At 68.5% G+C, this 13,610-nt stretch carries 11 protein-coding genes; 7 read left to right on the top strand and 4 right to left on the bottom strand.

Features of this window, described 5'->3' with window-relative positions:
* Positions 1-366 precede the first annotated feature (366 nt).
* The 4 genes from E6C72_RS12735 to E6C72_RS12720 all read left to right on the top strand — a co-directional run bounded on the left by E6C72_RS12735 (position 367) and on the right by E6C72_RS12720 (position 5,196).
* Positions 367-1,752, top strand: coding sequence for an RsmB/NOP family class I SAM-dependent RNA methyltransferase (locus E6C72_RS12735; protein WP_109086137.1), 1,386 nt, complete (start codon positions 367-369; stop codon positions 1,750-1,752).
* A gap of 135 nt (positions 1,753-1,887) precedes the next feature.
* Positions 1,888-3,396 carry a leucyl aminopeptidase gene (locus E6C72_RS12730; protein ID WP_109086136.1) on the top strand — a complete coding sequence of 503 codons (1,509 nt, stop codon included), beginning with the start codon at positions 1,888-1,890 and terminating at the stop codon, positions 3,394-3,396.
* 32 nt (positions 3,397-3,428) lie between these two features.
* Positions 3,429-3,878: a DNA polymerase III subunit chi gene (locus tag E6C72_RS12725; RefSeq protein WP_109086135.1), complete on the top strand. Its 450-nt coding sequence runs from the start codon at positions 3,429-3,431 to the stop codon at positions 3,876-3,878.
* Between the two features lie 100 nt (positions 3,879-3,978).
* On the top strand, positions 3,979-5,196 hold the full coding sequence (locus E6C72_RS12720; RefSeq protein WP_109086289.1) for an ATP-binding protein: 1,218 nt from the start codon (positions 3,979-3,981) through the stop codon (positions 5,194-5,196).
* A gap of 32 nt (positions 5,197-5,228) precedes the next feature.
* Here E6C72_RS12720 and E6C72_RS12715 read toward each other — a convergent pair whose 3' ends face one another.
* Positions 5,229-5,996, bottom strand: coding sequence for a class II glutamine amidotransferase (locus tag E6C72_RS12715; protein WP_109086134.1), 768 nt, complete (start codon positions 5,994-5,996; stop codon positions 5,229-5,231).
* 164 nt (positions 5,997-6,160) lie between these two features.
* Positions 6,161-7,216 (bottom strand): DUF2125 domain-containing protein, encoded by a 1,056-nt coding sequence (locus E6C72_RS12710; protein ID WP_247875742.1) that lies wholly within the window; start codon positions 7,214-7,216, stop codon positions 6,161-6,163.
* A 129-nt stretch (positions 7,217-7,345) separates the two neighbouring features.
* Between E6C72_RS12710 and E6C72_RS12705 the strand changes: the two genes are divergently transcribed.
* From E6C72_RS12705 to E6C72_RS12695, 3 genes are all read left to right on the top strand, one after another.
* The gene (locus E6C72_RS12705) at positions 7,346-7,966 is read left to right on the top strand and encodes a gamma-glutamylcyclotransferase (RefSeq protein ID WP_109086132.1); all 621 of its coding nucleotides are present in this window, start codon (positions 7,346-7,348) and stop codon (positions 7,964-7,966) included.
* A gap of 243 nt (positions 7,967-8,209) precedes the next feature.
* Positions 8,210-9,799: a methyl-accepting chemotaxis protein gene (locus E6C72_RS12700; protein ID WP_169055158.1), complete on the top strand. Its 1,590-nt coding sequence runs from the start codon at positions 8,210-8,212 to the stop codon at positions 9,797-9,799.
* A 69-nt stretch (positions 9,800-9,868) separates the two neighbouring features.
* Positions 9,869-11,839 (top strand): M1 family metallopeptidase, encoded by a 1,971-nt coding sequence (locus E6C72_RS12695; protein ID WP_109086130.1) that lies wholly within the window; start codon positions 9,869-9,871, stop codon positions 11,837-11,839.
* A gap of 44 nt (positions 11,840-11,883) precedes the next feature.
* On the opposite strand, the gene E6C72_RS12690 is transcribed toward E6C72_RS12695, so the two are convergent.
* Together E6C72_RS12690 and E6C72_RS12685 are read right to left on the bottom strand one after the other, a co-directional pair.
* A complete protein-coding gene (locus tag E6C72_RS12690; protein ID WP_109086129.1) occupies positions 11,884-13,134 on the bottom strand; it encodes a GTP-binding protein in 1,251 nt (416 codons plus the stop codon).
* Positions 13,104-13,574, bottom strand: a complete 471-nt coding sequence (locus E6C72_RS12685; RefSeq protein ID WP_109086128.1) for a Fur family transcriptional regulator — start codon at positions 13,572-13,574, stop codon at positions 13,104-13,106. Before E6C72_RS12685 ends, E6C72_RS12690 begins: the two co-directional genes overlap by 31 nt.
* Positions 13,575-13,610: the final 36 nt, after the last annotated feature.

Genomic DNA, 13,610 nt, shown 5'->3' with positions numbered 1-13,610 from the left:
GTCCCCAGCATCAAATCTGTCCGTCGAAGACCCACGGACCGTTTGAACGCGCTCGCGGTCCGGTCACGATAAGGTCACATCACCCTCCCGTTTGTGCCGGTGGTTACCTCGAGTCGTCAACCCCTGACCTGCACTTTCGGATAGGTCGCGGCCGCTTGTCACGGGCGGGGGCCCGGCGGGAGGGTTCCGGGGGGCAAGCGGGGCAGCCGCGCGGCGGCAAGGCGTGACAGGACGCGGCAAACGCGGTATCGACAGCCCATACGCGTAGGACCGTCCGCAGTTTGCATCCCGTCCCCGGTGTTCGGGGGAACATGCGGGCTGCCGGTCCCGTTCGCCGCCATGAGACACCCCAAGGGACCAGACGCCATGACACCCGCCGCCCGCCTCCAGGCGGTCATCGATCTGCTGACCGAGATCGACGAGACCCCTCGCCCCGCCGACGCGGTGATGAGCGCCTATTTCCGCAACCGCCGCTACATCGGCTCGAAGGACCGCACCGCCATCGCCCAGATGGCCTACGCGATCCTGCGCCGCCATGCCCGGCTCGGCTGGTGGATCGAGCGCGGCGGCTACGAGCGCCCCACCCCGCGCGCCCGCATCCTGGCCTATCTGCTGCTGGAAGAGAGCCGCAACGCCGGCGTCGTGCTGGAGATGTTCAGCGGCGGCAAGTTCGCCCCGGCCCGCCTGACCGACGACGAGCTGGCGATGGTCGGCAAGCTGGAAAGCCACACGATGGACCATCCCGACATGCCGGAGACGGTGCGGGTGGAATGCCCGGACTGGGCGGAGGCGCCGATGCGCGCCTCGCTCGGCGACCGCTTCGGTGTGGAGATGGAGAAGCTGCTGGAGGCGGCGCCGCTCGACCTGCGCATCAACCCGCTGAAGGCGAACCAGCAGAGCGCGATCAAGGCGCTGGCCAAGGCGCAGATCACGGCGGAGACCACGCAATGGTCGCCGCTGGGCCTGCGGGTGAAGGGGCGTCCGCCGCTCGGCAGCGTCGAGGCGTTCAAGGACGGTCTGGTCGAGATCCAGGACGAGGGCTCGCAGCTTGTGGCCTTGGCCGTCGCGCCGAAGCCGGGCCATCAGGTGGTGGATTTCTGCGCCGGCGCCGGCGGCAAGACGCTGGCCGTCGCTGCATTGATGAAGAACAAGGGCCGGGTCGTCGCCTGCGACGTGCTGGACAAGCGCCTGAAGCGCGCCGCCGAGCGGTTCCGCCGCGCCGGCCTGCACAACATCGAGGCCCATCCGCTGACCAGCGAGCGCGATCCCTGGGTGAAGCGCCACAAGCGCAAGTTCGACCGCGTGCTGGTCGATGCGCCGTGCTCCGGCACCGGCACATGGCGCCGCAACCCGGACGCCCGCTGGCGCCAGCTCGGGCCGGGGCTGGAGCAGCTGCTGCCGCTTCAGGCGAACATCCTCGACAGCGCCGCGCGTCTGGTGAAGCCGGGCGGGCGGCTGATCTACGCCACCTGCTCCATGCTGCATGACGAGAACGAGGCGCAGGTCGAGGCGTTCCTGCAAACGCACCATGACTTCATCGTCAAGCCGGTCGCCGAGGTGTGGGCGGAGGAGGAGGCCGGCGCGCCGCCGCCGGTCGAGGGTCCGTATCTGCGGCTGACTCCGGCGAAGCACGACACCGACGGCTTCTTCGCCGCCGTGCTGGAGCGTCGTGCGGAAGAGACGGTTTCGGATGTCGCACTGGAGCAGGGCGAGGTCGATCCGGTCGAGCTGGGCAAGGCGATCGATGCCTGAGTGAGGCTGGGTCGGGGAGGTCTCGGCCTCCCCGCCCTTGACAGCCGGGGTGGCGCGCTCCTTATCGGTGGGGTAGGCTTTCCGCCGCTGACATCATCCGGGCGTATTCGCCCACCCCCCCCTCAAGAGGACCAGATGAAGTTCTCCTTCGCCAAGCCGTCCCTGCCGTCCTCCGGCGTGCTCGCCGTGACCGTCGCCGCCGACCGCAGCCTCGGGCTGATCGGACGCGAGTTGGATCAGAAGACCGGCGGGGCGCTGGCCCGCGCCATGGCCGCTGCCCGCTTCAACGGCAAGAAGGACGAGACGCTGACGCTGCTCGCCCCGGCCGGGACCGATCTGGACCGCGTCCTGCTGGTCGGCATCGGCAAGGGCGCCGACCTGACCGATCTGGTTCTCCAGTCCGCCGGCGGCGCCATCGCCGTGGCGCTGGACAAGGCTGCCGACGAGGCGGCGCTGCTGGTCGAACTGCCGGAGGGCGCTTCCCTGTCGCCGGCCGCCGCCGCCGCCGAGATCGCCTTCGGCGCGCAGCTGCGCAGCTACAAGTTCGACAAGTACCGGACGAACGACCGGAAGGCCGACAAGAAGGAGCCGAAGCCCAGCCTGCGCAAGCTGACGCTGCTGGTCGAGGATGAGGGTGCGGCCAAGTCGGCCTTCAAGAAGCTGGACACGCTGGCCGACGCCATCCGCTTCACCCGCGATCTGGTGTCGGAGCCGGCCAACGTCATCTATCCGGAAAGCCTCGCCGAGAAGACGAAGGAACTGGAGCAGTTCGGCGTCGAGGTCGAGATTCTCGACCAGAAGAAGCTGCGGAAGATCGGCATGGGCGCCCTGCTGGGCGTCGCCCAGGGCAGCGCCTTCGAGCCGCGCGTGGTCGTCATGCGCTGGAACGGCAACCCGGACGCCGACGACAAGCGCCCGGTCGCCTTCATCGGCAAGGGCGTGACCTTCGACAGCGGCGGCATCTCGATCAAGGGTGCGGCCGGCATGGAAGACATGAAGTGGGACATGGGCGGCTCCGCCACCGTGATCGGCACCATGTACGCGCTGGCCGCCCGCAAGGCGAAGGTCAACGCCATCGGCATCGTCGGCCTGGTGGAGAACATGCCGTCGGGCACGGCGCAGCGTCCGGGCGACATCGTCACCTCGCTGTCGGGCCAGACCATCGAGGTCATCAACACCGACGCCGAAGGCCGCCTGGTGCTGGCCGACTGCCTGTGGTACGCGCAGGACGTCTACAAGCCCAAGCTGATGGTCGACCTCGCCACCCTGACCGGCGCCATCATCGTCGCGCTGGGTCATGAGCATGCCGGCCTGTTCGCCAACAACGACGACCTCGCCATGAACCTGACGGCTGCCGGTCTGAAGGTGGGCCAGCCGGTGTGGCGCATGCCGCTGGGCGACAATTACGACAAGGAAATCGAGTCGCCGGCCGCCGACATGAAGAACACCGGGTCGGGCGGCGGGGCCGGCAGCATCGTTGGCGCGCAGTTCCTGAAGCGCTTCGTGAACGACGTGCCGTGGGCCCACATCGACATCGCCGGCGTTGCCTGGGCGAAGAAGGACGGCGCCACGGTTCCGAAGGGGGCGTCGGCCTTCGGCGTGCGCCTGCTCGACCGCTTCGTGGCGGACTTCCACGAAGGCTGATGCCAGAGGCTTGATGCGTGCGTGAAGGAGCCATGACCGAAGTCCGCTTCTACCACCTGCAACGGCGCACGATGGAACAGGCGCTGCCCAAGATCCTGGAGAAGGTTCTTGAGCGGGACTGGCGTGCCGTCGTGCTTGCCGGCTCTCCGGAGCGGGTGGACATGCTGAATCAGCATCTGTGGACCTACGATCCCGGCTCCTTCCTGCCGCATGGGGCGGCGCGCGACGGCTTCGCCGAGCGCCAGCCGGTATGGCTGACCGATGCCGACGAGAACCCGAACAACGCCACCGTGCTGGTGACGGTGGACGGATGCGTCAGCGACCGGATGGACAGTTTCGACCTCGTCTGCGACCTGTTCGACGGCAATGACGAGGAGGCGGTGCTGGCCGCCCGCCAGCGCTGGAGGGCCTGCAAGGCGGCCGGCCACAGCCTGACCTATTGGCAGCAGACCGACCGCGGCGGCTGGGAGAAGCGGGCCTGAGCGGAACCTTGTAAAGTTGTCCGCTCATTTCCATTGCATTCGATCCGTTCAGAGGCGAACCTTATCTCCCAAGCGGACGGTTCAAAGGTGCATGCTCCCGATGAACAGGAGCCAGTTCGACCCGGCGCTCGCCCAGCAGGTCAAGGACGCGAGCATCCTGATCGTGGACGACAACCCGTCCAACGTCGACCTGCTGCGTGAAATCCTCAGCCATGACGGATACAGCCGGGTTCGGGGGGAAACCGACCCCCGCAAGGTGCCGGACCTGTGCGCGGCCGAGCCGTTCGACCTGCTGCTGATCGACATCCGCATGCCGCACATGAGCGGCTTCGACCTGATGGAGCGGCTGAAGCCGGTCTTCGGCGACGATTACGTGCCGGTCCTGGTGCTGACCGCCCAGACCGACCAGGAGACCCGGCGCAAGTCGCTGGAGCTCGGCGCCAACGACTTCCTGACCAAGCCCTTCATCGCCTGGGAGCTTCTGCACCGCGTCCGCAACATGGTGGAGATCCGCAAGCTCTACCGCCGCGCCGCCGAACAGAACCGCGAACTCGAACACCGGGTGACGGAGCGCACGGCCGAGCTGTCCGACGCCCTGGAGGCGGCGCGCAAGGCCGACCGTGCCAAGCTGGATTTCCTGGCGGTGATGAGTCACGAGCTGCGCACGCCGCTGAACTCGATCATCGGCTTCGCCGACGTGCTGGCCGGGGAGGGGATGGGCAAGCTGGGCCATCCCGATTACCTGGAATATGTGAAGCTGATCGAAGAAAGCGGCCGGTCGCTGCTGACCATGGTCAACAACATCCTCGACTATACGCGGGGCTCCACCGGCTCCATCGAAATCCAGGAAAGCGACGTCAACATCCCGCAACTGCTGACCGGCTGCGCCGAGATGCTGGGGCCGAAGGCGGCGGGCAAGCGGGTGACCCTGACCGTCCAGCCCTGTCCGTCCTTCCGCATGCGGGTCGACCGGCGGCGGCTGCGCGAGATGGTGCTGAACCTGCTCGACAATGCGGTGAAGTTCACCCAGCCCGAGGGTCATGTCGGGGTTGCGGTGGTGGATCGCGGGGAGTTCGTCGGGCTGACCGTGCGTGACGACGGACCGGGCATCCCCACCGAGCTGATGGGACGCATCTTCAACCCCTTCACCCAGGCCGAGCGCTCGCTGGTGCGCCAGCATGAGGGGGTCGGGCTGGGGTTGCCGATCGTGCGGCGCTTCGCCGAGCTGCATGGCGGCGGCGTTGAACTGGACAGCGCGCCCGGCCGCGGCACGGCGGTGACGATCCTGCTGCCGAAGGACCGGTTGCTGGATCTGTGAGACGCGGGCGGCATCCGTGCCGCCGCTTCCCCTCAATGAAAGGTGAACATCTCCGGCGCCGAGCCGATACGCGCCATCAGTCCGCCGCTGGGGGGGACCGGACGCCATTGGTCGCGCTGGGCGTCGACCGGTTCCGACACCACGATCAGGCCGTTCTCGGCGCGGCGCCAGTAGAGGCTCGGCGGCTTGTCGTCCGAGGCCCAGCGCACCGCCCAGACACGGTCGCCGTCGGTCCAGGTGGCGGTGAAGCGCAAGGGGGCCGTGATCTCCAACGCCCGCATCTCGTCGCGGATGGCGTGCAGCACGCGCTGGAAGGCGCCGACCGAATCCCGCTCCAACCCCTCGCCGAGGGCGGCGAGGAAGATCGCCTCGCTGTCGGTGGTGCCGGTTCGGGTGCTGTACAGCTCGTCCGGGATCATTGCCTCCACCCGGCGGCGCAGGCGCGGCCAGTCGCCGACCTGCCCATTGTGCATGAACAGGAAGCGCCCTGCCTTGAAGGGGTGGCAGTTGGCCCGGCTCACCGCGGTGCCGGTCGCCGCCCGCACATGGGCGAAGAACAGGTGGGAGCGGACATGGCTGCAGATCGATTGCAGATTCTCGTCCGACCAGGCCGGGCGGATCTCGCAATAGCGGCCCGGCTCGGTCCGCTCGCTGTACCAGCCGACGCCGAACCCGTCACCGTTGGTTTCGGTCTTCGCCTCCGCGGCGTGCATCGACTGTTCGATCAGGGAATGGCAGGGCGTGCAGACCAGCGTTTCCAGGAACACAGGCTCGCCGCAATAGGCAAGAAACCGACACATCGACCGACGCACCATGGCAGCCGCGACAAGGACTGCGTCAATTTGCCCCGACGCGCGGTGTGAAACAAGATGCGCCGGTCACGGAACCGTCATGCATCCGGGCAGGTGTTGCATTTCCGCCGTTCAGACCCACCGTTCAGGCAGGGGGCCCCACCCCGCCTTTGTCACCAGACGACCTTCGGCAGGGCCGCGACCCGCAGCGGCCCGACGAACAGCGAGCGGTCCTGCACCGTCACCGGCGCCGTGACCACCGGTTCGCCGTTGGGACCGGTCGGACGGGCCAGCATGGTCAGGACGGTCTTGGCGATGGCGGCCTCGTTCGGGCGCATCATCGGCTTCACCGCATCGAGAATGGCGGGGGCGCCGCGGATCTCCGCCGTCAGCGCCGCCTGCGGCTGCAACTGGGCATCCAGCGCCAGCGTGCCCGACAGGACTGCCGCAAGCGGGCCCCAGTCCAGCGCCAGCCGGTCGACCTCCACCGTGCCGCCGTCGCGGCTCCAGGCCGACAGGCTGGCCGGTTCCGGCCGCGGCGGGGTTCCCATGACTCGCAGCGTCAGTTCGGTCCGTTTCACCTCGCGGCCCAGGTTCGCCGGCATGCCGTCGGGCAGGGTCAGCCCGTCGGCGGTCAGGGTCAGGGTGAGGCCGGCGGCACCGCGTTCGGCCGGCGGCTGGTCGGGCTGGGCGGCGGTGACATCAAGGGCGGCGACCGGCACCGGCTGGCCGGCGACCTGGGCGGTGAGCCCGGTGAAGCGCAGGGCGAGCCGCTCCAGCGTTCCGGACATCCGCATGGTAACGTCGCCGCTTCCCCCGGTCGGGGCTAGGATGTCGACCGGCGGCTGGCCGGGTTGGACCACGGACAGGCGGTGTTCGCCGGGAAAGGTCAGCGTGATGTGCGTGGGGTTCCAGGGCGCTGCCTCCGCCACCAGCCGCGCGCCTTGCCAGTCGGCGCCGCGCGTCGCCAGATGTGGCTTGTCCAGCTCCGCCCGCAGGGTGAAGGGGAAGCCGTGGATGGTCAGTCCGCCATGCTCCACCACAGCACCGTTCGCCCGCTGGTCGGCGACCCAGCTTTCCACCCCGTCGCGCACGGTGCGGGCCGCCTGCCACCACCACAACGAATAGGCGATGGCCGGCAGCAGCACGACCATCAGCACCAGGATGGTCGCGATCCGGCGCCCGGTCAGCAGGCGGCGCGGGGCTTGGGAATTGGTGTTGGGTCGCATCGGTGGCATGTCCGTTCCATCTCCGTACCGTTATAGCGACCCCCGAACCCGCATGCTAGGCTCGGTCGCCACCGATCCGGTTCCGTTTTTCCCATTACTCTCTCCAGCGATCCCGCCCGGCGATTATCCATGGCCCCCGACTCCCCGCTTCCGCATCCCGCCTGGACCCGCGACATCTCCGTCGAGCCCGGTGCCGACCTGTGGGTGTTCGGTTATGGTTCGCTGATGTGGAACCCGGGTTTCACCTTTGTCGAGCGGCATGCCGCGACTTTGCCGGGATACCACCGCAGCTTCTGCGTCTCCTCCCTCCGCTATCGCGGAACGCCGGAGCGTCCGGGGCTGGTGCTGGGGCTCGACCGCGGCGGATCCTGCCGGGGCATCGTCTTCCGGGTGGCTGCGGCCGACGTGCCGGCGGCGCTCGATTACCTGTGGGAGCGGGAGATGGACAGCCGCGTCTATCTGCCGAGGATGCTGCGGGTCCGCCTGCGTGACGGTCGTTCGGCCGCAGGGCTGGAGTCGGTCAACGCCTGCTGCTTCGTCGTCGACCGCGGCCATCCGCAATATTGCCGGGGCCTGGACGAGTCCGCATTGATTCGCCGTCTGGCGGGCTGCCGTGGCCAGCGCGGCCCGAACATCGAGTACCTCGCCAACACGGTCGAGCATCTGGAAGAGTTGGGAATCCGCGACGGCAGTCTTGCACGGCTTCTGGCACTTGTGCTGGATCGGGGCAATCGAAATTCCGACGACTGAAAGATTGCTGTCGCTCCGGCAGAATATCTTTTCGCACGGTGTATGCGACAAAATTTCCATAAGGAATAAGGGTTCAAATCAACTTCGCCCTGGGAGAAGGTGCCTATAATGGTCTCGAAACGGCCGCCTCTTTGTTAAGGGTCTCAAATGAAATTGAGAATTACCATACACCGGAAGCTGATCAGTCTGCCGATCGTCATGCTTCTGGCTTTCATCATGGGAAGCGGACTTCTGCTTCAGTCGATGCGGAGCTCGCAGGAGGCGGCGAACCAGGACAAGGTCCGCGCCGTGGTGGAAGTTGCGTTGGGGGTCGTCCGCTATTTCGAGGACCGTGCGGCCAAGGGAGAGATGTCCGCCGAGGAGGCCCAGACCAAGGCGCGCGATGTCATCCGCACCATGCGCTATGGCAGCAGGTCGGACTATTTCTTCATTACCAGCCCGGACAACAAGCTGCTGGTTCACGGGGTCCAGCCGCAATTGGAAGGCCGTGACTTCGACGGGGTCCGCGATGTGAACGGCGTTCCTTATGCCCGGATGCTGGGCGAGGCGGCCCGCGCCGGCGGTGGGCATGTGTATTTCTCCTGGCAGAGGACCGCCGAGGAGACGCCGCTTCTGAAGGTCGCCTATGCGGCAATGTCGCCCGGATGGAAGTGGGTGGTGGGGTCCGGCGTTTTCGTCGACCATATCGAGGCCGATTTCCGGGCGCATGCGATCGAAGCCGGACTGGTCGCGGCTCTGCTGGGCGGCATGGCGGCGATCATGGCGCTGCTGATCGCCCGTTCGATCACCAAGCCGCTGACGCGGCTGACCCAGGTCATGCGCCGCCTTGCCGACGGCGACGTCACGGTCGCGGTGACGGATGCCGGCCGGCGTGACGAGGTCGGTGAGATGGCTGCCGCGATGAGTGTTTTCAAGGAACGCGCCGCCGAGAATCACAGCCTGCGTTTGCAGCAGGAGGAAATGAGGGTGAAGGCGCAGGCCGATCGTGCCGCGCTGCTGGCATCGCTCGCGGATTCCTTCGAGCACTCGATCGGCGAGGTGGTGCGGCTGGTGACCGCATCGGCCGGCACCATGCGGGGGACGGCCCGAACCTTGGCCGACAGCGCCAGCGTCGCCACCGACCGCAGCACCGCCGCCTTCCAGGCCGCCGATACGGCGAAGTCCAGCATCGGATCGGTCGCCGCGGCGGCGGAGGAACTGACCTGCTCGATCAGCGAGATCGGCAAGCAGGCCGGCGTGTCGAGCGAGATCGCCCATCGTGCGGTCGACGAGGCCACCAAGACCAATGAGATCATGGATGGTCTGGTGCGCGCCGCCAACGAGGTGGGAGAGGTCGTCAACCTGATCAACTCGATCGCCGGCCAGACCAATCTGCTGGCCTTGAACGCCACCATCGAGGCCGCCCGCGCCGGGGAGCATGGCAAGGGGTTCGCCGTGGTCGCCAGCGAGGTCAAGGGGCTGGCCGGACAGACCGCCCGCGCCACCGAGGACATCCAGCGGAAGATCTCCGAGATCCAGCAGGCGACCGACGCGGCGGTCGTGGCGATCCGCGACATCGGCAGCATCATCGGCCAGATGACCGGCATCGCCGGCACCATTGCCGCCGCCGTCGAGGAGCAGGGTGCGGCGACCAACGAGATTTCGCGGAATGTCCATAACGCCGCGGAGGGCGCGCAGGCGGTGTCGCTGAACGTGGCCGGCGCCAACGAGGCATCCGCCGATGCCGGCGGCAAGGCCGAGGCGATGCTGGGCGAGGCCGACCGGCTGGCGGGAGTTGCCGACAAGCTGCGGAGTGAGGTCGAGACCTTCATGACCAGTATCCGCGCGGCCTGAGCCGCCGCGGCACGGGCAGGGTTTCCGCTGCCGCTGGTTCCCTGCCGTTTCAGCGCTATAGTCTTGGCCATGACGATCCCGTGCTTCCGGGCCATGGCCCTGGCGGGGCTGGTTCTGGGCGTGGTTGCTCCGGCCGGTGCCGCACCTCTTCATCATGACATCGACCTGACGCTCGATCCTGCCGCCAGCCGGATCGAGGTGGTGGACCGGCTCAACCTGCCCGCCGGGGCGCGGTCCCTGCGGCTGGATCCGGCCCTGGCGGTGCAGGAGGTTCGGGCCGGCGACCGTCTCATACCGGTGGACCGGCGCGGCGGCGGGTTGCGGCTGGTGGTGCCTGAGGGTGGGGAAGCGGTGACCATCCGCTATGGCGGACGGCTGCCGGGCTTCGCCGTCGGAACCGCTCTGGCGCTGGATGGCGACGGCGCTTTCCTGCCGGGGCTAAGCGGATGGTTGCCGGATCCGGCGACTGCGGCCGACGAGCCACCAACCTGGCGCCTGTCGGTGCGGGTGCCGGCGCCCTATGTCGCCGTCGCCACTGGCCGGCTGGTCGAGGAGGGGCGCGACGCCGCCGGCTATCGTGCCGTGTTCTCCGAGGATCGCAGCGTCGAGGAACCCTCCGTCTTCGCCGGGGCCTGGACGGTTGACGAACGGATGGCGGACGGGTTGCGCCTGCGGCTCTACCGCCATCCGGAACAGGGCGGGCTGGCCGACGGCTATCTCGGCCTGTCGCAGCAGGCCATTGCCGACGGCTCCGCCCGCATCGGTGCCTATCCCTTCGACGGCTTCAGCATCGTTTCGGTTCCGCCGCCGGTCGGGCTGGGCTTTCCCGGCCTGACCGCCATCGGCCGGGCGGTGCTGCCGCTGCCCTTCATCCGCAGCCAGTCGCTGACCCACGAGATCATGCACAACTGGTGGGGCAACGGCGTCCGGGTCGGCGAGGGCGGCAACTGGCCCGGCAATTGGGCTGAGGGACTGACCACCTACATGGCCGATTATGCCGCCGCCCAGGCGCGCGGCACCGATGCGGCGCGGGCGATGCGGCTGGATTGGCTGCGCGACTATGCCGCCCTGCCGGCCGAGCGCGACCGTCCGCTGACCGAATTCCTGTCCAAGACGCATGATGCCTCGCAGATCGTCGGCTATGGCAAGGCGGCGATGCTGTTCCACATGCTGGAGGCGGAGATCGGCCGCGAGGCCTTCGACGCCGGCATCCGCCGGTTCTGGAGCGGCTTTGCCTTCCGCAACGCCGGCTGGTCCGATCTTCGCCGTTCCTTCGAGGCGGCGTCCGGCCAAGATCTCGGCAGGCTGTTCGGCCAGTGGGTCGAGCGCCGGGGCGCGCCGATGCTGACGCTGGTGGATGTCGGGGCGGATGACAGGACGGATGGCGGCGGCGTGCTGCTGACCCTGCGGCAGGAGGCCGAAGCGCCCTACACCCTGTCGGTGCCGGTGCGGCTGGAGACGGCGGCCGGGGTGGAGGACCATGTCGTTCGATTCGACGGCCGGCAGGCGACCCTGCGGGTGCCCGCCAAGGCGGCGGTGCGGGCGGTGTCGGTTGATCCGGACTTCGACCTGTTCCGCCGGCTGGCGCCGGGCGAGGCGCCGCCGATCCTGCGCGACGTCACCCTGCGGCCGGAGGCCGAGCGGGTGATCGCCGCTGATGGCGATGCGGCGGAGGCGGCGCGGATACTTGCCGGGCGCCTGATGGACGGTGCCGGCAAGGAGGGGAGTGGTGGTGCGGTGCCGCTGCTGCTGGTCGGGACCGATGCGGCGGTGGCCCGGGATCTGGAGCGGCGCGGACTGCCGCCGGCGCCGGCCGAACTGGCCGGGCGCGGCACGGCGCGGGTGTGGGTGTCGCGCGCGGCGGATGGGCGGACGGCGCTGGTGGTGTCGGGCGCCGATGCCGAGGCGTTGACCGCGCTGGTGCGCCCGCTGCCGCATTACGGGCGGCAGAGCTGGCTGGTGTTCGACGGCGCGAAGGCGGCGGACCGCGGGGTGTGGCCCGTGGGGGACAGTCCGTTGCGGCGGGTGGTGGAGCGGTGAGGGAGGAAGCCTCGACTGACGATGCTCCCTCCCTGCCGTGACCCTTATTTCCCCTCGCCCCAGACCAGACCGTTGAACAGCGGCTCGATCACCGATTGGCCGACGTCGCGGGTGATGAAGACCAGCTTCGTGCGGTGGTCGTCGCTCGGCCAGTCCTCCAGCCGCACTGGCGGGTGGAACATGTGCTGGACGCCGTGCACGACCACCGGCAGGTCGCTTTCCTGGACGTTCAGCAGCCCCTTCACCCGCAGCAGATTCTCGCCGGCCTGGGCGATCAGCGCTTCCATGAAGTCGACGAAGCCGTTCCAGGGAACCGGCCGGTCGATCACCATGCAGAAGGCGCGGATGTGGTCGTCATGGCGGTTGGCGTCATGGTGGTGATGGTCATGACCGCAGTCGGGGCCGCAATGGTCGCCGTGCCCGTGGTCATGCCCGTGGTCGTGATGGTCGTGGTCATGATCGTGCCCATGATGGTCATGGTCATGAGGCTCATGGCCGTGATCGTGATGCCCGTGGTGGTGATGCCCGTGGTGGTGATGCCCGTGGTGGTGATGCTCGTGCGCCTTGGCCTGCTCGTCGCGATAGGCCTCCTCGCGCAGCCAGCGGGCGACGTCGGGGCTCTTGGTCTCCGGATTGTACAGGCCGGCGTCGAACAGCTTGGCCGGATCGACCTCGCCATGGGCAGCAGGGATCACCGGGGCGGCCGGGTTGATGGCGGCGAGGCGCTGCATCAGGGCGACGGTCGCCGCCGGGGTGGCGACGTCGGTCTTGGTCAGCACGATGCGGTCGGCGACGGCGGCCTGCTTCACACTTTCCGGCTGGCGGTCGAGCTGAAGCGAGCCGTGCGCCGCGTCCACCGTGGCGATGACGCCGTCCAGGCGGAAGCGGGCGGCCAGCAGCGGGTCCGACATCAGCGTGTGGATGATCGGGGCGGGATCGGCAAGGCCGGTCGTCTCCACCACCACCCGGTCGAAATCGGGGATTTCGCCCTTCACCCGCTTCAGGAACAGGTCGCGCAGCGTATCCACCAGATCGCCGCGGATGGTGCAGCACAGGCAGCCGCTGTCCATCAGCACCATGTTCTCGGACGCCTTGGCGACCAGCAGATGGTCGAGCCCGACCTCGCCGAACTCGTTGATGACGATGGCGGTGCGGGCCATGGCCGGGTTGCGCAGCAGCGCCTGGAGCAGCGTGGTCTTGCCGCTGCCGAGGAAGCCGGTCAGCACCGAGACGGGAAGACGGGCGGGAGGGGCGGCGGAAGCGCTCAACGGGAAGTCTCCTGACAGGATTTGCATAGGCCGCGCACTTCGACGGTGGGGCGCTGGACACGGAAGCCGTGCCCGGCCGCTGCGGCTTTGATGGCGGCGCCGACCCCCGGATCGTCGATCTCGGCGGCATCGCCGCAGGCCTCGCACACCAGGAACTGCCCGGAATGGACAGCCCCCGGCGCGGCGCAGCCGACATAGGCGTTCAGCGATTCGATGCGGTGGACCAGTCCCTGTTCGACCAGGAACTCCAGCGCGCGGTAGACGGTCAGCGGCGCCGCCGCCTTGCCGTCCTGCTGGCTCAGGTCCTCCAGGATCGCATAGGCGCCGCGTGGCCGGTGGCTGGACCACACCAGCTCCAGCACGCGGCGGCGCAACGAGGTCAGCCGCGCCCCCCGTTCGGCGCACAGCGCGTCGGCACGGGTCAGGGCATCGGCGATGCAGTGGGTATGGTCGTGAAGCGCGGACATGGGTGTTACTTTATAACACTCTTCCGGCCGATGCAA

The organism is Azospirillum sp. TSH100, assembly GCF_004923295.1.
In the GTDB taxonomy this organism is placed as follows: Bacteria; Pseudomonadota; Alphaproteobacteria; order Azospirillales; family Azospirillaceae; genus Azospirillum.
This window is presented reverse-complemented; position numbering and strand designations above follow the sequence as displayed.

Bases quoted from the DNA above. Each gene is read 5' to 3' on its own strand.
- E6C72_RS12730 (WP_109086136.1), top strand. From the start codon at position 1,888: ATGAAGTTCTCCTTCGCCAAGCCGTCCCTGCCGTCCTCCGGCGTGCTC.
- E6C72_RS12735 (WP_109086137.1), top strand. From the start codon at position 367: ATGACACCCGCCGCCCGCCTCCAGGCGGTCATCGATCTGCTGACCGAG.
- E6C72_RS12690 (WP_109086129.1), bottom strand. From the start codon at position 13,134: ATGCAAATCCTGTCAGGAGACTTCCCGTTGAGCGCTTCCGCCGCCCCT.
- E6C72_RS12710 (WP_247875742.1), bottom strand. From the start codon at position 7,216: ATGCGACCCAACACCAATTCCCAAGCCCCGCGCCGCCTGCTGACCGGG.
- E6C72_RS12700 (WP_169055158.1), top strand. From the start codon at position 8,210: ATGCGGAGCTCGCAGGAGGCGGCGAACCAGGACAAGGTCCGCGCCGTG.
- E6C72_RS12720 (WP_109086289.1), top strand. From the start codon at position 3,979: ATGAACAGGAGCCAGTTCGACCCGGCGCTCGCCCAGCAGGTCAAGGAC.
- E6C72_RS12715 (WP_109086134.1), bottom strand. From the start codon at position 5,996: ATGTGTCGGTTTCTTGCCTATTGCGGCGAGCCTGTGTTCCTGGAAACG.
- E6C72_RS12695 (WP_109086130.1), top strand. From the start codon at position 9,869: ATGACGATCCCGTGCTTCCGGGCCATGGCCCTGGCGGGGCTGGTTCTG.
- E6C72_RS12685 (WP_109086128.1), bottom strand. From the start codon at position 13,574: ATGTCCGCGCTTCACGACCATACCCACTGCATCGCCGATGCCCTGACC.
- E6C72_RS12725 (WP_109086135.1), top strand. From the start codon at position 3,429: ATGACCGAAGTCCGCTTCTACCACCTGCAACGGCGCACGATGGAACAG.
- E6C72_RS12705 (WP_109086132.1), top strand. From the start codon at position 7,346: ATGGCCCCCGACTCCCCGCTTCCGCATCCCGCCTGGACCCGCGACATC.